Source organism: Streptomyces sp. CG 926 (genome assembly GCF_003148825.1).
Taxonomy (GTDB): Bacteria; Actinomycetota; Actinomycetes; order Streptomycetales; family Streptomycetaceae; genus Streptomyces.
Genome location: NZ_QGGZ01000003.1, coordinates 221,961 through 240,371, shown reverse-complemented (window position 1 = coordinate 240,371; position 18,411 = coordinate 221,961). Strand labels below are relative to the sequence as shown.

Below are 18,411 nucleotides of genomic sequence, written 5' to 3'. Positions count from 1 at the left end.
TCGGGCGGGCCGTCTGCTCGGACTCCTGCGCGGACTCCTGAGGCAGTCGGTCCTCAGTGCTTGCGGGGCTGGTTGAAGCGGAGCATGTTGCCCGCCGGGTCGCGGAAGGCGCAGTCGCGGACGCCGTACGGCTGGTCGACCGGCTCCTGCAGCACCTCCCCGCCGGCGGCCCGGATGTGTTCGAAGGTGGCGTCGACGTCGTCGGTGGAGAAGATCACGCCGCGCAGCAGGCCCTTGGCCAGCAGCTCCGCCATGGCCTGCCGGTCGGCCGCCGAGGCGCCCGGGTCGGCGAGCGGCGGTTCGAGGACGATCTCCACGTCCGGCTGGGTGGGGGAGGCGACGGTCACCCAGCGCATCCCCTCGAACCCGACGTCGTTGCGGACCTCCAGGCCCAGGATGTCGCGGTAGAAGGCGAGCGCCTTGTCGTGGTCGTCGACGGCGATGAAGCACTGCGAGAGGTTGATGTCCATGCCGTCGACGCTACGAGGAGGGTGCGGATTTCGCTTCTCCGATCCTGACCGGTCGCGTGAGGATCTTGGCGACGCAGGCCGGGATCGCCGCGCCGTCGTCGTGGCTGCGGGCCCGGTAGGCGCTGGGGGTCTCGCCGACGAGCTCGGTGAAGCGCGAGCTGAAGGACCCGAGCGAGGTGCATCCGACGGCGAAGCAGACGTCCGTCACGCTCATGTCGCCGCGGCGCAGCAGCGCCTTCGCGCGCTCGACGCGGCGGGTCATGAGGTAGCTGTACGGGGTCTCCCCGAAGGCGGCGCGGAAGCTGCGGGAGAAGTGTCCCGGGGACATGAGGGCGACGTTCGCGAGTGCCTGAACGTCCAGCGGCTCCGCGTACTCGCGGTCCATCATGTCCCGGGCGCGGCGCAGCCGTACCAGGTCCTCCAGGTTCATGCGTTCCAGCATGGCACGCGGGAGGTGTCCCGTCTGCGGGTATCGGCGCTTCCGGATTCGATCACCGTACGGCGGGGCTGGGGCGGGCCTTCGATCGGCCTGCGGTCGGCCTGCGTCGGCCTGCGTCGGCCCGCGTCGGTGCGCCGGCCTGCGCCGGCCTGCGTCGGCCCGCGTCGGTGCGTCGGCCCGCGTCGGCCTGCGACCGGTCCGCTCAGCCGAGGCCGATCGTCGCCTTGTGGGCCCGCCAGCGGTCCATCAGCCCCAGCATCTCGCCCTGCATGAACTCGAAGAAGGCCGCCGTCTCCGCGACGCGGGCCCCGGCGGGCGAGTCCGTGCCGAGGGTGGCCGCGCCCTCGCGCAAGGTTTTCTCCCACAGGGTCAGCACCTGGTCGCGGCGCGTGAAGGTCTCGTACCAGAGCTCGTTGTGCAGGACGTACCGGTCGCGGCGTGAGCCCGGTTCGCGCTCGCGGCTGACCATGTTGACCTGGGTCAGGTAGGACACGGCGCCCGACACGGCGGCCGGGCTGATCCTCAGGGCCTCACCCAGCTCCGCCGAGGTCATCGCGCCGCCGTCGCTGGCCAGCAGCTGGGCGAAGACGCGCGCGGCCATCCGCTGCATCCCGGCCTCGGTCAGCTGCGCGGCGAACCGCTCGACGAAGCGGGAGACGGCGTCGCCGTCCCGGGCATCGGTACCGGCTCCGGCATCGATGTCGGTATCCGTGTCGGTCTTCGCGTCCGTGTTCACCATGTCATCTGCCACCTTCCTGACTTTACGCGATTCCTGACATTCTCAAGCTTCACAAATTTGTGAAACTAACGTACGTTCGGAAGCATGACGAAGGCAATCAGCGTCGCCGGCCTCCACAAGGCCTTCGGCCGCACTCGCGCACTGGACGGACTCGACCTCTCGGTCACCACCGGCGAGGTCCACGGCTTCCTCGGCCCCAACGGCGCCGGCAAGTCCACCACCATCCGGGTCCTGCTGGGCCTGCTGCGCGCCGACTCCGGCGCCGCCGAACTCCTCGGCGGCGACCCCTGGGCCGACGCGGTCGCCCTCCACCGCCGCGTCGCCTACGTCCCCGGAGACGTCACCCTGTGGCGCAACCTCTCCGGCGGCGAGGTCATAGACCTCTACGGACGCCTGCGCGGCGGCCTCGACCGGACCCGGCGCGCCGAGCTCGTCGAGCGGTTCGAGCTGGACCCCACCAAGAAGGGGCGCACGTACTCCAAGGGCAACCGGCAGAAGGTCGCCCTTGTCGCCGCCTTCGCCTCCGACGTCGAACTGCTCGTCCTCGACGAACCCACCTCCGGCCTCGACCCGCTGATGGAGGAGGTGTTCCAGAGCTGCGTCACCGAGGCCCGCGCCGCCGGCCGCACCATCCTGCTCAGCTCGCACATCCTCAGCGAGGTCGAGACCCTCTGCGACCGGGTCAGCATCATCCGCAAGGGCCGCACCGTGGAGACCGGCACGCTCGCCGAACTCCGCCACCTCACCCGCACGTCGATCAGCGCCGAGCTGGCCGGACCGCCGAACGGCCTCGTCCACCTGCCGGGCGTGTACGACGTCCAGGTGCAGGGGCACCAGGTCCGCCTCCAGGCCGACACCGACAAGCTGGACGCCGTACTGCGCTCCCTCACCGTGTCGGGGGTGCGGTCGCTGACCTCGACCCCACCCACCCTCGAAGAACTCTTCCTGCGCCACTACACCGAAGAGGCGTCCCGATGAAGAACCGACTGGCGGGAACCGGCGTGCTGTTGCGGCTCGCCCTGCGCCGCGACCGCGTGATGATGCCGGTGTGGGTCCTGGTCACCACGCTCATGACGGTGAGCATGCCCGGCTCGCTGGGCAGTGTGTACACCACCGCCGCCGAACGCGCCCGGGTCGCCGCCTCGATGAACGCCAACGGCTCGATGCGCGCCCTGTACGGACCGGTCTTCGGTGACTCCCTCGGCGGCCTGACCGCATGGCGGGCCGGCGTCTACGCCGCCGTCCTCGCGGCCGCCATGAGTCTGATCATCGTCGTCCGGCACACCCGCGAGGAGGAGGAGACGGGCCGTCAGGAGCTGCTCTCGGCGGCGATGGTGGGACGACGGGCCCCGCTGACCGCCGCCCTGCTCGCCGCCCTCGTGGCCAACGCCTGCGTCGCCCTGCTCGTGGCGGGCGGTCTCGCGGGGCAGGGCGCACCCGGCGCGGTCGCTCTCGGCCTGGCCGTCGCCGCCACCGGGATGTTCTTCGCCTGTGTGGCCGCCATCGCCGCCCAACTGACCGAGAGCGCCCGTGCGGCCAAGGGGATCGCGGCCGCCGTGCTCGGCGTCGCCTTCGTCCTGAAGGCCGCCGGCGACGCCGGTACGCAGGGCGGGCGCTCGGCCCTGACCTGGGCCTCGCCGCTCGGCTGGGTGGAGAACGTACGGGCCTTCGCCGCCGAACGCTGGTGGGTGCTCCTGCTGTTCGCCGCCGCCGTCGCGGCGCAGGCGGGCGCCGCGTACGTGCTGGCCGGGCGCCGTGACCTGGGCATGAGCTTCCTGCCGTCCCGGCCGGGGCCGGCCGAGGGGCGCCTGGGCACGGCGGGCGCGCTGGCCTGGCGGCTGCAGCGCGGCAGCGTACTGGGCTGGGCCGTGGGCTTCCTGATCGCCGGTGTCGTCTTCGGCGGGATGGCGGACGGCGCCGCGGACCTGGTCGGCGACAACGACCGCACCCGCGAGATCATCGAACGGATGGGTGGGCAGGGGGCGCAGAGCGGATCGGGCGCGCTCACCGACGCCTTCCTCGCCACGATGGCCGGCATGTTCGGCATGGTCGCCGCCCTGTACGTCGTCTCGTCGGTGCTGCGCCTGGCCGGAGAGGAGTCGGGGCAGCGCGCGGAGCCGCTGCTCGCGAACGCGGTCGGGCGACTGCGCTGGGCCGGCGGCCACCTGGCCGTGGCCTTCGGCGGCTCGGCGCTCATCCTGCTCCTGGCGGGCCTCGGTCTCGGCATCGGGCACGGCCGGGAGCCGGGCGCGGCCATCGGCGCGACGCTCGCCCAACTCCCCGCGGTATGGCTCATCGGGGCGCTGGCGGTGCTGCTCCACGGCGCGGTCCCGCAGTACGCGGCGGCCGCCTGGGCGGTGGCCGGGGGCGCGCTGGCCCTGGGCTGGGTCGGCCCGGCGCTGAACCTCCCGCAGGCCGTCCTGAACCTCTCGCCCTTCGCCCACCTGCCCCGGCTCCCCGGAGCGCAGGACCTGCACTGGGCTCCCCTGTCGGTGCTGACCGCGCTGGCGGTGGCCGCCGCGGCGGCCGGCCTCGGCGCCCTGCGCCGCCGCGACATGATCGCGTAGCGACCCGCCGGCGCGGTCCGGTGACCTAGAACTCCACCAGCAGTTCCTCCAGCCCCCGAATGACATACCCGTCCCGCCACCGCGGCTCCTCGACGAGCCGCAGTGGCGGGACGCCGTCGGCCAGCAGCGCACCGAACGAGGCCTCCAACTCCCGCCGCGCCAGGGGCGCTCCGAGGCAGTAGTGGATACCGGCCCCGAAGGTCAGGTGCGGATTGTCGGCCCGTACGAGGTCCAGCGCGTCGGGGCCCTCGAACCGCGCGGGATCCCGGTTCGCGGACCCGAAGAGCAGCGCGACCTCGCCGCCGCGGGGGATGACGGTGTCACCGATCCGGATGTCGTCGAGCACCCAGCGTTCGAACATCTGGAGGGGAGTGTCGTACCGCATGAGTTCATCCACAGCTGTGGACAACTTTTCGGGATCGTGGCTCTCGCGGAGCGCGGCGAGCTGCGCGGGATTGCGGAACAGCGCCCACCACCCGTTGACGGTCGTGTTGACCGTGGCCTCGTGCCCGGCGTTCAGCAGGAGCACACAGGTGGAGATCATCTCCTGCTCGCTGAGCCGCCCCTCCTCATCGTGGGCGGCGATCAACCCGGAGATCAAATCCTCCCCGGGGCGGCTTCGCCGCTCGGTGATCAGCCCCCGCAGGTACGCACTGAACTCGACGCTCGCCCGCACCGCGCGCCGCGCCGTCTCCTCGTCCGGCCGGAGCTCGAACATCCCGCAGATATCGGCCGACCAGGGCCGCAGCAGCCCCCGGTCGGCCTCGGGGACGCCCAGCAACTCCGCGATCACCGCCACCGGCAGCGGCTCGGCGACCACGGTGAGCAGATCCCCGCCCCCGTCCGCACGCAGCCGCCCCACCAACTCCCCGGCCAGCCTGCGCACGGCCGGCACGAGCCGTTTCACCGTTCGCGGGGTGAAGGCCTTCGCCACCAGCCGGCGCACCCGCGCGTGCGCGGGATCCTCCAGGTCCAGCAGGCCGTTGCCGTTGAGCACGTGGAAGGGCTCGTGCTCCGGTGGCGGCGCCTGCCGTCCGAACTCCTCGTGCGAGAACCGGTGGAGGTAGGTCCGCCCCAGCCGCCGGTCCCGCAGCAGCGCGCTCACATCGGCGTAGTGCGGCACCAGCCACTGCCCGGTGGCTTCCCACCACATGGCCCGCCCCTGCTCCCGCAACTCCCGGTACGCCGGATACGGATCGGCGACGAACGCGGCATCCCACGGATCAAAGCCCATCCCCGCACCCTAGAGGCAGTCGCGCCCGATCAGGCGGGTGTCACCAGGCGGGTCTCGTACGCGTACACCGCCGCCTGGGTCCGGTCCCGCAGACCCAGCTTCACCAGGATCCGGCTCACATGGGTCTTGATGGTGGACTCGGCGACGACCAGCCGGTCGGCTATCTCCGCGTTGGACAGCCCCTGCGCGATCAGCACCAGCACCTCCGTCTCCCGCTCCGTCAGCTCCCCCGTGCTCGACGGATCCGCGAGCTTGCGGGCCTCGGAGATCTTCGAGAACTCCACGATCAGCCGCTTGGTCACCGACGGCGCCAGCAGGGCCTCCCCGGCCGCCACCACCCGTACCCCGTCGGCCAGCTGACGGGCCGACGCGTCCTTGAGCAGGAACCCGGAGGCTCCGGCACGCAGCGCCTGGTACACGTACTCGTCGAGGTCGAAGGTCGTCAGGACCAACACCTTCGCGTCCGTGTCGGCGGCCACGATCTCCCGCGTGGCCTCCAGCCCGTTCATCCGCGGCATCCGGATGTCCATCAGCACCACGTCCGGCCGCAGCGCCGCCACCTGGTCGATGGCTTCCCGGCCGTCGACCGCCTCGCCGACCACCTCGATGCCGTCCATGGCGTTCAGCAGAACGGAGAACCCCTCGCGCACCATGACCTGGTCGTCGACGATCAACACCCGGATCGTCATACCGTCCCCTCCTTCGGCTCCGGCGCCCGCTCACCGCGGTGGGGCACCGGTATGAACGCCGCCACCTCGTACCCGCCGTCCGCCGTCGTGCCGGCCGTCATCTCGCCCTCCAGCATGGCCACCCGCTCCCGCATGCCGGTGATCCCGTGCCCGGCCCCCGGCGAGGGCCGCGCGTCCCCGGTCGCCCGGTCGTTGACGATCCTTATGCCCAGGCCACCGAGCACGTACGAGACCTCCACCTCGGCCGCCGCCCCCGGCGCGTGCCGCAGCGTGTTGCTCAGGGCCTCCTGGATGATCCGGTACGCCGACAGCTCCACGCCCTGCGGCAGCTCCCGCACCGAGCCCGTGATCGTCTTCTCGACGCTCAGACCGGCCTCCCGCACATTGGCCAGCAGCCCGTCCAACGAGGCCAGCGTCGGCTGCGGGGCGTCCGGGGCCTCGTAGTCCGCGGAGCGCACCACGCCCAGCACCCGCCGCAGCTCCGTCAGGGCCGCCACCGCGTTCTCCCGGATGGTGACGAAGGCCGCCTCCAGCTCCGGCGGCGGGTTCTTCACCCGGTACGGCGCGGCCTCCGCCTGGATCGCCACCACCGACATGTGGTGGGCCACCACATCGTGCAACTCCCGGGCGATCGTGGTCCGCTCCTCCAGCAGCGTCCGCTTGTCCCGCTCGACGGCCGTGACCTCCTGCTGGGCGCTCACCTCCGCCTTCGCGTCCCGGCGGATCTGGATGCTGCCGGCGATCACCAGGGCGAAGGCCGAGGCGAACGCCATCTCCGGCATGTTCGATCCCCAGTGGCCGTTGAACACGACGGAGATCGTGGTTCCCAGCGCGAGGGTGAGGGCCCACATCCAGGCCGCGACCCGTGGCCCGGTCCGCAGCGTGACGAGGACCATGACCACGATGTAGGAGAAGAAGCTGCCGTCGGTCCAGGGCCAGCTGATGCCACTGCCCAGGCGGCTGCTGATGCCCGCCGTCACCACCGTCATCGCGATGGCCGCCCACCACGCGCCGACCGGCCGCACCAGCGTCATCAGGATCGGGGTCGCCGTCAGCATCGCCATGGCGATCGGCGCCAGGTCGCCCCAGGCGTCCGACTGCGTGTTGAGCGAGATCATCCCGACGAGGAAGGCCAGGACCCCGACCGCCGCATGCCGCCGCCACGGCGCGTACCGGCGCAGCACCCCGGGGAGCCGGCGCACCACGGGTCCGGACGTATCCGCGAGCGGAAGCGGCCGGTAGGCGAAGGCATCGGTGACGAGATCCCGGCGCAGTGTCGCGATCACCTCGGATGCCAGTCGGAACTCAGGTGCCCGGGATGTCCCCCCGGTGCTCGTCTCGGTCATACACACCACCGTAGGTCCGTACCGCCCTCGTCCGCGTCGCCGCTGATGGTGATATCCCAGGGTCCCCCTCAAGTACTACTCGGGTCCGCTCAGTAGCCCGTCGGACGGATCAGACCCGTCTCGTACGCGAACACCGCCGCCTGCGTACGGTCCCGCAGACCCAGCTTCACCAGGATCCGGCTCACATGAGTCTTCACCGTCTGCTCCGCCAGCACCAGGTGCTCCGAGATCTCGGCATTGGACAGGCCCTGGGCGATCAGCGACAGCACCTCCGTCTCCCGCTCGGTCAAGGCCTCGATCCGGGCCCGTGACGGCGCACGCGGCGCCCCCAGCCGGGAGAACTCCGTGATCAGCCGCTTCGTGATGTTCGGAGAGAGCAGTGCCTCCCCGGCCGCCACCACCCGCACCGCCTCGGCGAGCTGGTCGGCCGACGCGTCCTTGAGCAGGAACCCGGAGGCGCCGGCCCGCAGCGCCTCGTACACGTACTCGTCGAGATCGAAGGTGGTCAGCACCAGCACCTTCACGGCGGCGTCCGGAACCGCCGTGATGACGGAGGTGGCCTCGATCCCGCCCATCCCCGGCATGCGGATGTCCATCAGCACCACGTCCGGAGTCAGCTCGGCGACCTTCGCAACCGCGTCCGCCCCGTCCACCGCCTGCCCCACGACCTCTATGTCGGGCTGTGCGTTGAGAAGCACGGTGAAGCCCTGCCGGACCATCATTTGGTCGTCGGCGATCATCACCTTGATCGGGGTGCTCATGAGGCCTTCTTCGTCTCGGGGTCGCGGACCGCGGGCAGGTCCTGCGGATCCATCGGGAGTACGGCGCTCACCTCGTACCCCCCGTCGGGGCGCGGGCCCGCGGCCAGTTCGCCCCCCAGCATGCCTGCCCGCTCCCGCATCCCCAGCAGCCCGTGCCCCGCTCCGGGCGAGGGCGGTGCCGCCCGGGTCGGTGCGCTGTTCGCGACGCACAGATGCAGATCACGCGGCCCGTAGGCGATACCCACCTCCACCCTCGAACCGGGCGCGTGGCGCAACGCGTTGCTCAGCGCCTCCTGCACGATCCGGTACGCGGTGAGCTCCACGCCCGGGGTCAGCGGCCGCCGTATCCCCGCGATCTCGGTCGTGACCTCCAGCCCGGCCCCCCGCACGTTGTCCACGAGGCCGCCCAGTTCGGCGAGGGTGGGCTGCGGATGATGGGGGTTCGCGGGATCGTCGGGATGCTCGGACCGCAACACGCCCAGCACCCGCCGCAGCTCGGTCAGCGCCTCCAGAGCGTTCTCCCGGATGCCGGCCAGATTCTCCTTGAGCTCCTCCGACGGGTTGTCCACCAGGTGCGGGGCGACCTGCGCCTGGATGGAGATCACCGACATGTGGTGGGCGACGACGTCGTGCAGTTCGCGGGCGATGCGGCTGCGCTCCTCCAGCAGGGTGCGCCGGGCCCGCTCCTCCTCGGTGAGTGTCTCCTGCTCCACGAGCTTGCCGCGGGCGAGGCGGGTGGCCCGAAGCGCATAGCCGAGGATCCCTACGAACCCGAAGACGAGGGCGGCGCCGCCGATCATCGTCTGACTCTGCGGCGGTCTGAGGACGATGTCGGCCAGCCCGTTGAGGGTGAGGGTGATGCCGATGACCGCTACGGTCACCCGGGGCGGCACCCGCAGGGCGACCATCAGGAGCACGGGCGCGAGCGTGAACGGCCCGGCCGGCGTCCACGGCCAGGACTGCCCCTGCCCGACGTGGTCGTGGAGGGCCCAGGCGATCAGGCCCGCGGTGACGAGCCCGAGCCACCAGGCGGCGATGGGCCGGAACATGCTGAGCACGACGGACGCGGAAGTCAGCAGCGACAGCACCACCAAGGCCGGACCGCTCACCCCGTAGTGGTCGTTCAGCTGCATCCCCGTGAGAACGCCGCAGGGAATGGCCACGTAGCAGAGGACCACATGCGGCAGCCAGGCCAGCCAGCGTGGGCGGGACATCTTCGGCAGCGGGTCCCGCTCCAGGGTGAACAACTCCCTTGCCAGGCCGCGCGGTAGGCGGATACGGACTTCGTCGGCGGGTGGCTCGGTCTGCTGGTTCACGCCGTTCAGGCTAAGGCGGGTCCTAGACATGGGTGATCTCCCTGTCGGGGTCCACCCTGGGTCCGGGGAGCGCCGCGGTACGGGTGGCGCGGGACGGCCTCGGGCGGCGGGAGGCCTGCTCGTGGATACGGAACGCCGCCCAGCAGAGCGACAGCGCGGCGGCGAACACCGGCAGCCACAGCAGCCGGGCCGCTATCCAACCCACCGAGTCGGGCACCGTGTGCAGCCCGGGCAGGTCGGCCGAGACCAGCAGCCCGAGGGCGGTGACGGCCATCATGGCGGTCTGGTGCCACAGGAAGACGGTCATGGCGGAGAGGTTCACCAGAGCCACCTTCGCCCAGGCAGTCGGCCGCCGCATGGCCCGGGCCAGGGGCTCGCGCACCAGCAGGGCGAGCCCGCACTGGGCCAGCCCGAAGGTGGCCGCGGCCAGCGTCGGCGGGTTCAGGTTCGACACGGCGGCCCCGGGGACACCCACCATCGACGCCGGGTACCCGCCCCAGAGGATCAGCGCGGCCGTGGCGACGCTCCCCGCGCCGATCAGGAGCAGCGCCTGGCCGCGCCCTGCGAAGGCCCCGCGCGACCAGGCGGCACCGAGGGTGAACGGGACGAGCCAGCCGGCCGCCACATTGACCCAGCCGATCCACTGCGGGCCGTCCGGTCCGAAGCGCCACACGTCGACGGCAGCGACGACGGCCAGCGGCCACAGCGGGCCGATCCGGGCCACGAGCGGGGTCGCGGCGGTGAGGGCGGCGAACACGAGCAGGAACCACAAGGGCGACAGCACCAGCTTGACCAGCGATCGGACGGTGTCGAACTCCGCCCCGCCGATCAACATCCCGCCCGCCACGACCGCCCAGAGGAGCAGTACCGCGGCGACGGGACGGAACAGCCGGGCCAGCCGCTGCCCGGCCCAGGCGCCGTACGAGAGGCCGCGTTCGCGTGCCGAAGCGTACCCACGGGCGGCCACATGACCGCCGACCAGGAAGAAGACGGACAAGGTCTGGAACACCCAGGACACCGGGGCCAGCCAGGGCATGTGCGCCAACGGGCTGGTGGTGCTCAGACCGCCGTCGCGTGCGGTCAACGCGGTGACCAGCCAGTGGCCGAGGACCACGCCGAGGATGGCGAAGGCCCGCAGCGCGTCCACGGCGCGGTCACGGTCGACCGGCGTGGCCGCGTCGATGCCCGTTGCCAGGGTGGACCAGCGGGCGCGGATCTCAACCATGGTCGACCTCAGACGCGGGGGTGGTGCCCAGGACGATGGCGGCCAGGCTGTCGAGGGACTCGGTGCCCGGCTTGAGGTAGTCGCTGTGCCCGACGGCGCCGGCGTCGAAGGCCCGGGCCCCGAAGGCGGGGTCGACCGGGTCGGGGCCGAAACCGAACCCGCCGAACCGGACGTGCGGGACGTTGCCGATCCAGTCGTCGCTGCCCCGGCCGGCCCAGACCCGGGCCGTGGTCGGCAGCTCCCGGGCCGATCCGGCGCCCGTGCCCGGGCTGCCGAACAGCACCATGTCACTGACCGAGGACCCGGTGTCGGTCCGGGCACAGACCACGGAGCCGTAGGAGTGGCACAGCAGGGAGAGCTGGGCGCCGGGCCCCGATATGGCTCGCAACCGGTCCAGGAAGGGAGCCAGTTCGACAGCGGCCTCGTCGGCCCGGTCGGCGCTCAGGACGGTGGTGCTCACCGTGCCGGGGGTGTCGTACCCGAGCCAGGCGACCACGGCGGAGCGCGGATGCTCGGCCTGCAGGCGCTGCTGGAGGGAGACGGCTCCGGCACGGAACCGCTGGTAGGTGTCCAGGGTGGTGTCGGAGCCGGGCACCAGCACGGCGACCCGGTCGGCGCTCTCCAACTCGCCGAACACCTCGACGGCGCGGCCCCGCCCGCGGCCGTCGAAGGTGAGGAACCGGGCCGCTCCGGCCGAACTCATGGCGCGCAGCCTGGCCGCCCGGCCGGGGCGGTCGGCGTCCTCGGCCATGCGGGCCGCCTCGGCGAGGGCGGCGATGTTGGCGGTGTACCGGCTTCGGGGCGTGGCGTCCTCGGAGAACGTGGCGGGCGCCGGGGCCGGGACGTTCGGGGAGGCCGCGGCGGAGACGGGGACGACCACGGCCGCGGCGACCAGAGTGGCCAGCAGGCCGCGGCGCAGCCGGCCGCCGCCGGACCTCACCCTCCCCGTGGCCGGCGCCGTGCCCGCCGGGCGGCTCTCCCCCGTGCTCCCGGTACGCGTCCCGGTCCCGGTACCTGTCCCCGTGCTCGTGCCCGTCCCCGTTGCCATGGCCCTCTTCCTCCGGTCGCCGGAAGAGCCGCGAACGCTCTTCTCTGCTACCGAAGTTAGAAATCCGGGCCCGTGGTCGGCGTCACGCCATGGAGCCGTGTTCGCGCGTAGCTCTCAGGTATGACGGGGGATACCTGCGAGGCACGGACATGACGCCGATGACGCCGCAGCGAGCCCGGCGAGCCCGGTCCCCCGGGACCCGCCGAGCAGGGCGGTGAGCGTGCGGCTCAGTCCGCCACCAGGGGTTCGACGTAGCCCGCCCGCCAGCGGGGCGCCGGGTCCTGACCGGGGCTGGTCCAGTACTCCCTCGCCCCCACGACCTCCCCGTCCCGCACGGTCCAGAGGGAGACGGCCCGGTAGACGACGTGGTCCTGAGGTATCTCCACCTCGGTGACCACGAGGTTCCCGTCGGCCAGGATCCGTAGCAGTTCCACGGATCTTTCGTCCGCGTAGCCGTCGTCGCTGTTCACGGCTATGAAGTTGGCACGCCCCACGATGCGCTCACCGCTCACGGGCCATTCGATGACCGCGTCCTCGGCAATGAGCTCGGCCACGCCGTTCCAGTCGCGTGCCTCGATCCGCTCCCACAGTTGTGCCACTACCTTCAACGGCTCCATGTGCGGCAGTGTCCGACAGCCCCGTTATACGTAACAAGCTTTGCTTGCAGGCTTATTGACTTCGACACAATCGCTCGCGACGGCCGGGGATCACTCCGACGAAGGCGCCGGAACGCTGGTGGACGGCGCCGCGGATTCCAGTGCGTCCAGTGCCGTGGCCAGCCGTTCCAGGGCGCGAACCGTCTCCGCGAAAGCGGTATCGCCCAGCTCCGCCGTGAGGCGGGCCGCCAGTGCCGCGTGGCCCGGACCGATCCGGTCCACCGCCCCCCGCCCTTCCTCCGTGGGCCGCAGCAGCTTCGCCCGCCGATGGGCGGGGTTCGGGGCGTATTCGGCCAAGCCCTTGTCGACCAGCAGGTCCGCGATGCGCTGCACGCTCTGCCGGGTGATGCCCATGCTCCGGGCGATGCCCGCCACGGGCAGCGGCTCCCGCAGCACCGCGCCCAGCACCTGCCACCAGGCGGCCGTCAGCCCGGCCGGCTTGGCCAGCTCCTCCGAGATGGCGAGGAACTGGCCGTTGAGCCGGAATACCCCGAGCGCGGTACGGCTCAGCAGGTCCTGCTGGTCACGGGAGCCCCCGAGCTCCCCGGAACCGAGCCCCCCGAGACCGACCTCCCCGGACCCGAGCTCCCCGGACCCGAGCTCCCCGGAACCGACCTCCCCGGGTCCGAGCGCCCCGAGGTCCCCGACGGGCAGCGGCTCGTGCGTCGCCTCACGCATCGCCGGCCGCCGACGCCGCCATCAGGACCGGGTACGCGGCCGGGTCCGAGTCGTGGAAGAGCCCGTACCAGGCGTCCAGGACGTCCGGCTTGTAGACGTCCAGCCGGGCGAACACCTCGCGGGCGAAGGCCACCGGCTCCGTCGGTCCCGCCGTGATCAGGTCTCCGTCGGTCACCGCGTCCGCCTCGACGTAGCTCTCGGCGCCCCCGTAGCCGGGCTGCTCCGCCAGGTAGAAGGAGGCGCCGCTGGTGTGGGTCCGGCCGTCCAGCAGGCCCTCACGGGCGAGTCCGGCGGTCGCTCCGCAGATCGCCGCGACCGGCACCCCCGCGGCCAGGAACTCCCTCGCCTTGGCCGCGAACGGCGTCAGCTCGTCGCCCGTGTCCCACAGGGACGCCCCCGTGAGGATCAGCAGCGAGGAGTCCTCCGGTCGCAGGTCGGCCAGGGCCAGGTCAGGCTGGATGCGGACGCCGCCCATGGTGGTGACCGGCTGCGCGGCGCTCAGGCCGACCGTGCGCACGGTGTGCCCGCGCTGGGTGAGGTGCGCGGTGGTGTGGCCGGTCTCCCAGTCCGCGTACGTGTCGTAGACCGCGAGGTGGACGGGCTTGCGCGGGGTCTCGCTCATGGTGCTTCGCCTCCGGCGTGGATTCCTGCTCTATGACAATAGACTGTCATAACGACAGGATGCTGTCAATCCTGTGGGTGCTCTCCGCACCCCGCGCAGACAGACTGCCGAGAGCGGCCCCCCACCCCCATACAGTCCGCCGATATCCCGCCCGACCTGCGCACTTCTAGCGTGACGGCATGACCCCTCATGTCACCTCGCACACCCTTGCCGCCGTGAAGGACGCAGATCGGAAGCATGTCTTCCACTCCTGGTCCGCCCAGGCCCTGATCGACCCCCTCGCCGTCGCCGGGGCCGAGGGGTCGTACTTCTGGGACTACGAAGGCAAGCGGTTCCTCGACTTCTCCTCCCAACTGGTCAACACCAACATCGGCCACCAGCACCCCAAGGTCGTCGCCGCGATCCAGGAGCAGGCCGCCCGGCTCTGCACCCTCGCGCCCGGCTTCGCCGTCGACGTCCGCTCCGAGGCCGCACGCCTCATCGCCGAGCGGACCCCGGGCGACCTCGACAAGATCTTCTTCACCAACGGCGGCGCCGAGGCCGTCGAGAACGCCGTCCGCATGGCCCGGCTGCACACCGGCCGCGCCAAGGTGCTCTCCACCTACCGCTCCTACCACGGGGCCACCGCCGCCGCGATCAACCTCACCGGCGACCCGCGCCGCTGGCCCTCCGACACGGCCTCCGCCGGCGTCGTGCACTTCTGGGGCCCGTACCTCTACCGCTCCGCCTTCCACGCCACCACCGAGGCCGAGGAGTGCGCCCGCGCCCTCGCCCACCTCGCCGACACCATCGCCTTCGAGGGGCCGCAGACCATCGCGGCGATCATCCTGGAGAGCGTGCCCGGCACCGCCGGCATCATGACCCCGCCCCCCGGCTACCTCGCGGGCGTGCGCGAGCTCTGCGACCGCCACGGCATCGTCTTCATCCTGGACGAGGTCATGTCGGGCTTCGGCCGCACCGGTAAGTGGTTCGCCGCCGACCACTGGGACGTCACCCCTGACCTGATCACCTTCGCCAAGGGCGTGAACAGCGGCTACGTCCCGCTCGGCGGCGTGGCCATCTCGGCCGCCATCGCGGAGACCTTCGCGACCCGCCCCTACCCGGGCGGACTGACGTACTCCGGCCACCCCCTGGCCTGCGCCGCCGCGGTCGCCACCATCAACACGATGGAGGAGGAGGGCATCGTCGAGCACGCCGCCCACCTCGGCGAGAACGTGATCGGCCCGGCGCTCGCCGAGATCGCCGAGCGGCACCCCTCGGTCGGCGAGGTCCGCGGGCTGGGCGCCTTCTGGGCCCTGGAGCTCGTACGGGACAAGGAGACGCGCGAGCCGCTCGTGCCGTACAACGCGGCCGGTGCGGACAACGCGCCGATGGCCGAGTTCGCGGCGGCCTGCAAGGCGTCGGGCCTGTGGCCCTTCGTGAACATGAACCGGACCCACGTGGTCCCGCCCTGCAACGTCACGGAGGCGGAGGCCAAGGAGGGCCTGGCCCTGCTGGACGAGGCGCTGACGGTCGCCGACCGCCACACCACGGCCGGCTAGGCCCGCACCGGCCCCGTCGCCCGCACCACCTGTGTCCGACATCCGGCATCCGACATCCGCCCCGCACGGCGGGTGCGGATGTCGGATATCGGTTAGCTACCGATCGGTTTTCAGCCGCGTTGTCTGGCCTATGGTGTCCGAAGCTCTACGACAGGAGACGGACCCCTATGCCAGGCAGCGGAGCTGTCACCCGCAACACACTTCGCCAGCAGATAGCGGACGCGCTGCGTGACGAGGTGCTCGCGGGACGCCTGCCTCCGGGGACCGAGTTCACCGTCAAGCAGATCGCCGAGCAGTACGAGGTGTCCGCCACCCCGGTACGCGAGGCACTCGTCGACCTCTCCGCCCAAGGACTGCTCGAACTGGTCCAGCACCGTGGCTTCCGGGTGCGGATCTTCTCCGTGGACGACTTCCGGGGAATGATCGAAGCCCGCGCGCTCGTCGTGGACGGGATCTTCCGCCGCCTCGCCGAGCGAGGCACCGCCCCCGGCTCCGGCGAGCTGCTCGTGTCGGTGCGCCGCCGGGGCGAGGAGGCCCACCGGGCCGCGCAGAGCGGTTCGCTCGAGGTGCTGATCGGCTACGACCTGCGCTTCTGGCGGGAGCTGAGCGGGCTGGTCGCCAACACCTACATCTCCGAGTTCCTGCACCGCATCCGCGTGCAGTGCTGGGTCTTCGCCGTCCCCCACCTGCAGCGCGAGTCGCAGCTGCACGCGGCCCTGTGGGACGGCCACAGCGAGCTGGTGGACGCGGTGACGCTCGCCGACGCCGACGCGGTGCGCGGCATCGTACGGGGCTACAACGAGCACGCGCTGGCCTGGGCCGCCCGCCTCTGAAGCCCGCCGAGGCCCGAGGTTCTGCGCACCCCTTCGCGGAGGGTGTCCGGCCCACTACGCTGGCCTGATCGGCGGCATCGACTGATCGGAGGCCGAGTGGCCTGTGACCTGTGGCTGGTCCCCCTTGTCGACGTGCTGTGCCACAGCCCCGACAACCCCTTCGCGGAAGAGATCGCCTCGTACGACAGGGCGTTGGGCGCGGCCGGACTGCCGTCCGTGCCCGTCTTCGCCTACATGCCGGGCCTGAGCGGGGACGTCGCCCCGGTCGCCGGTTTCGACTACGACGCCCTGCATTTCCTGAGGCGGGCGTACATGCTCCAGCTCTGCGGGCTGCCCGTGACCCCGGTGGACGAGCTGGGTGGGGACTACGAGCAACTGCTGGAGATGTTCGAGCCCACGGCCCAGCAGTCGCACCTGGTCTGGCACTACGACCACGCCGGGGCCTACGTCCCGGTGGACTTCGCGGCTCCGCTGGCGAACGAGGAGCTGCTGGCCGGGGGTGGACCGCTGGGGTCCGCACAGGGGCTGCTTCGGGAGCTGCTGTTCGTGGCCCCCGCCATCGGGATAGACCCGGGGAACCCGCCCGCCGCGCCGGCGCCGCCGGGGCGGCCGACGCTGCTGGAGGAGCCGGCGGGTCCGATCCCGTACGACGACAGTCCCTTCGCCCGTGAACGGCACGTGTGGCTGGGACTGCACGCGGCCGCGACGCGGAGCCTCGGCCAGGGTTCGATGATCATCTTCAGCTGAGCGGTCCGGTGGGCGGGGTACGGGTCCGCTACGCGGAACCTCGGCCCCGCCCGCCTCGACCCGGTGGCCCCGCCCATCTCGGCAACGGCAGGGCCCTCCCGCCCTCTCAGCGCGGCTGCTCCGGCGGCCGCTGCCGGGGCATGTTCGGTCTGGTGCCCGGCGGCAGCGGGAAGCGGGCGGGCGGGATGTTCGCGTCCGCGCGCCCCCCGGAGGCCCCCAGCGACTGCATCACCAGCGGCGCGGGCCCGGCCCGGAACTCCACCATCCAGTCCGCCGTCTCCGAGCGCACCAGCTCGGTGATGTCCTCGGAGAAGCGGCGCAGCACGGTCAGGCACCGCTCCGCGGCCTCGCTGGCCGTGCCCTCGGTGGGGCCGAGCACCTCGCGCACGTTCTCCGAGGCCCAGTCGAACTGCAGGGTCTGCAGCCGGCGCTGTACCGCCTGGGCCGTGGCCACGTCCCGCATCCACCCCGACGTCAGCCCGAAGAACCGGTCGCAGGCCAGCGCGGCCGCACCCAGCAGCAGCGCGAGGTAGCCGTACGTGGAGGCGCCCGGGATCGAGCCCGTCAGCTCCAGCAGCGGCATCGAGGCACCCGTGACGGCGCCCACGGCGGCGCCCGCGCGCAGCACGCGCGCACCGCGCCGCTTCCACGCCCGGTCGGACAGGTACCACTCGGCGGTGCGCAGCGCGTCGGCCTCGACCCGTCGGTAGAGCTCGTCGAGCCGCTCGGCGGGCTCACCCCAGTCCCCGAGGGGGAACGGCCGGCCGGTCAGGTCGCCCGCCGCCATCGGTCCGCCGCCTTCCTCCCGGGGATCCCGGGGTGGCCCCTCGGGCTGCATCTCCGGCTGGCTCACCCGGCACTCCCTCTGCCTGCGCTGACGTGTGGTGGTGCGCGTGTGCGCAATGATGCGCATGCTCTTCCTACCTTCGAATGACGGGCGGTGGGCGACGATTCCCGGGAATTCCGCTCGCAAGGAGGTCTCCAGCAGGTACGCGTACGCCCCGTCTCTCACTCGAAAGAGTTGGTCCTCACGGCGTAGGGCGCGGCGCCCGGGGAGCACGTAGGCTCGGATTGACCAGCGTTCCGAAGATCTCGACGTACGACGTATGGAGTGAGTGCCCTGTGATTCCCGGTGGTGGCCAGCCCAACATGCAGCAGCTGCTCCAGCAGGCCCAGAAGATGCAGCAGGATCTCGCGGCCGCGCAGGAGGAGCTCGCCCGGACCGAGGTCGAGGGCCAGGCCGGCGGCGGTCTGGTGAAGGCGACCGTCACCGGATCCGGCGAGCTGCGCGCCCTGGTGATCGACCCGAGGGCCGTGGATCCCACGGACACGGAGACGCTCGCCGACCTGGTGGTCGCCGCGGTGCAGGCGGCCAACGAGAATGCGCAGGCGCTCCAGCAGCGCAAGCTGGGCCCGCTGGCCCAGGGGCTGGGCGGCGGCAGCGGTATCCCCGGCCTCCCGTTCTGACCCTCCTCACCCCTATCCGACGAAAGAAGGCAG

20 protein-coding genes are annotated in these 18,411 nt (G+C 71.9%); 6 read left to right on the top strand and 14 right to left on the bottom strand.

Going from position 1 to position 18,411, the window contains the following annotated elements; all coding sequences use genetic code 11:
- Window positions 1-53 precede the first annotated feature (53 nt).
- From BCL76_RS09615 to BCL76_RS09605, 3 genes are all read right to left on the bottom strand, one after another.
- On the bottom strand, window positions 54-470 hold the full coding sequence (locus BCL76_RS09615; protein WP_030726511.1) for a VOC family protein: 417 nt from the start codon (window positions 468-470) through the stop codon (window positions 54-56).
- A gap of 10 nt (window positions 471-480) precedes the next feature.
- A complete protein-coding gene (locus BCL76_RS09610) occupies window positions 481-900 on the bottom strand; it encodes a helix-turn-helix domain-containing protein (RefSeq protein WP_033215078.1) in 420 nt (139 codons plus the stop codon).
- A 211-nt stretch (window positions 901-1,111) separates the two neighbouring features.
- Window positions 1,112-1,648 carry a GbsR/MarR family transcriptional regulator gene (locus BCL76_RS09605; RefSeq protein ID WP_109779072.1) on the bottom strand — a complete coding sequence of 179 codons (537 nt, stop codon included), beginning with the start codon at window positions 1,646-1,648 and terminating at the stop codon, window positions 1,112-1,114.
- An 84-nt stretch (window positions 1,649-1,732) separates the two neighbouring features.
- Here BCL76_RS09605 and BCL76_RS09600 point away from each other — a divergent pair, with 84 nt between their 5' ends.
- Window positions 1,733-2,626 carry an ABC transporter ATP-binding protein gene (locus BCL76_RS09600; RefSeq protein WP_109779071.1) on the top strand — a complete coding sequence of 298 codons (894 nt, stop codon included), beginning with the start codon at window positions 1,733-1,735 and terminating at the stop codon, window positions 2,624-2,626.
- A complete protein-coding gene (locus tag BCL76_RS09595) occupies window positions 2,623-4,215 on the top strand; it encodes an ABC transporter permease (RefSeq protein ID WP_109779070.1) in 1,593 nt (530 codons plus the stop codon). Before BCL76_RS09600 ends, BCL76_RS09595 begins: the two co-directional genes overlap by 4 nt.
- A gap of 25 nt (window positions 4,216-4,240) precedes the next feature.
- Here the strand turns inward: BCL76_RS09595 and BCL76_RS09590 are convergent, their stop codons facing one another.
- From BCL76_RS09590 to BCL76_RS09545, 10 genes are all read right to left on the bottom strand, one after another.
- A complete protein-coding gene (locus BCL76_RS09590; protein WP_109779069.1) occupies window positions 4,241-5,449 on the bottom strand; it encodes a cytochrome P450 in 1,209 nt (402 codons plus the stop codon).
- 29 nt (window positions 5,450-5,478) lie between these two features.
- Window positions 5,479-6,138 carry a response regulator gene (locus tag BCL76_RS09585; protein ID WP_109779068.1) on the bottom strand — a complete coding sequence of 220 codons (660 nt, stop codon included), beginning with the start codon at window positions 6,136-6,138 and terminating at the stop codon, window positions 5,479-5,481.
- Window positions 6,135-7,484: a sensor histidine kinase gene (locus tag BCL76_RS09580; protein ID WP_109779067.1), complete on the bottom strand. Its 1,350-nt coding sequence runs from the start codon at window positions 7,482-7,484 to the stop codon at window positions 6,135-6,137. The genes BCL76_RS09585 and BCL76_RS09580 overlap by 4 nt, the downstream gene beginning before the upstream one ends.
- Window positions 7,485-7,573: 89 nt before the next feature.
- A complete protein-coding gene (locus BCL76_RS09575) occupies window positions 7,574-8,245 on the bottom strand; it encodes a response regulator (protein ID WP_109779066.1) in 672 nt (223 codons plus the stop codon).
- Window positions 8,242-9,561: a sensor histidine kinase gene (locus tag BCL76_RS09570; protein ID WP_258309495.1), complete on the bottom strand. Its 1,320-nt coding sequence runs from the start codon at window positions 9,559-9,561 to the stop codon at window positions 8,242-8,244. Before BCL76_RS09570 ends, BCL76_RS09575 begins: the two co-directional genes overlap by 4 nt.
- A 22-nt stretch (window positions 9,562-9,583) precedes the next feature.
- Entirely contained in the window at window positions 9,584-10,786 is a 1,203-nt protein-coding gene (locus BCL76_RS09565) for an acyltransferase family protein (RefSeq protein ID WP_109779064.1), read from the bottom strand.
- Window positions 10,779-11,726: an alpha/beta hydrolase family protein gene (locus BCL76_RS09560; RefSeq protein ID WP_258309494.1), complete on the bottom strand. Its 948-nt coding sequence runs from the start codon at window positions 11,724-11,726 to the stop codon at window positions 10,779-10,781. Before BCL76_RS09560 ends, BCL76_RS09565 begins: the two co-directional genes overlap by 8 nt.
- Before the next feature lie 335 nt (window positions 11,727-12,061).
- Window positions 12,062-12,451 (bottom strand): nuclear transport factor 2 family protein, encoded by a 390-nt coding sequence (locus BCL76_RS09555; protein WP_181382492.1) that lies wholly within the window; start codon window positions 12,449-12,451, stop codon window positions 12,062-12,064.
- A 90-nt stretch (window positions 12,452-12,541) separates the two neighbouring features.
- Entirely contained in the window at window positions 12,542-13,003 is a 462-nt protein-coding gene (locus tag BCL76_RS09550) for a MarR family winged helix-turn-helix transcriptional regulator (protein ID WP_109779442.1), read from the bottom strand.
- A 157-nt stretch (window positions 13,004-13,160) separates the two neighbouring features.
- Complete coding sequence (locus BCL76_RS09545) at window positions 13,161-13,790, bottom strand: DJ-1/PfpI family protein (RefSeq protein ID WP_109779061.1); 630 nt, start codon at window positions 13,788-13,790, stop codon at window positions 13,161-13,163.
- 179 nt (window positions 13,791-13,969) lie between these two features.
- On the opposite strand from BCL76_RS09545, the gene BCL76_RS09540 reads away from it, so the two are divergent.
- The 3 genes from BCL76_RS09540 to BCL76_RS09530 all read left to right on the top strand — a co-directional run bounded on the left by BCL76_RS09540 (window position 13,970) and on the right by BCL76_RS09530 (window position 16,911).
- Window positions 13,970-15,331 (top strand): aspartate aminotransferase family protein, encoded by a 1,362-nt coding sequence (locus BCL76_RS09540; protein ID WP_109779060.1) that lies wholly within the window; start codon window positions 13,970-13,972, stop codon window positions 15,329-15,331.
- Between the two features lie 167 nt (window positions 15,332-15,498).
- The gene (locus tag BCL76_RS09535; RefSeq protein ID WP_109779059.1) at window positions 15,499-16,164 is read left to right on the top strand and encodes a GntR family transcriptional regulator; all 666 of its coding nucleotides are present in this window, start codon (window positions 15,499-15,501) and stop codon (window positions 16,162-16,164) included.
- Window positions 16,165-16,260: 96 nt separating this feature from the next.
- Window positions 16,261-16,911, top strand: coding sequence for a hypothetical protein (locus BCL76_RS09530; RefSeq protein ID WP_109779058.1), 651 nt, complete (start codon window positions 16,261-16,263; stop codon window positions 16,909-16,911).
- 106 nt (window positions 16,912-17,017) lie between these two features.
- On the opposite strand, the gene BCL76_RS09525 is transcribed toward BCL76_RS09530, so the two are convergent.
- Window positions 17,018-17,764 (bottom strand): SLATT domain-containing protein, encoded by a 747-nt coding sequence (locus tag BCL76_RS09525; protein WP_181382491.1) that lies wholly within the window; start codon window positions 17,762-17,764, stop codon window positions 17,018-17,020.
- A gap of 269 nt (window positions 17,765-18,033) precedes the next feature.
- Here BCL76_RS09525 and BCL76_RS09520 point away from each other — a divergent pair, with 269 nt between their 5' ends.
- On the top strand, window positions 18,034-18,378 hold the full coding sequence (locus tag BCL76_RS09520; protein ID WP_109779057.1) for a YbaB/EbfC family nucleoid-associated protein: 345 nt from the start codon (window positions 18,034-18,036) through the stop codon (window positions 18,376-18,378).
- Window positions 18,379-18,411 lie beyond the last annotated feature (33 nt).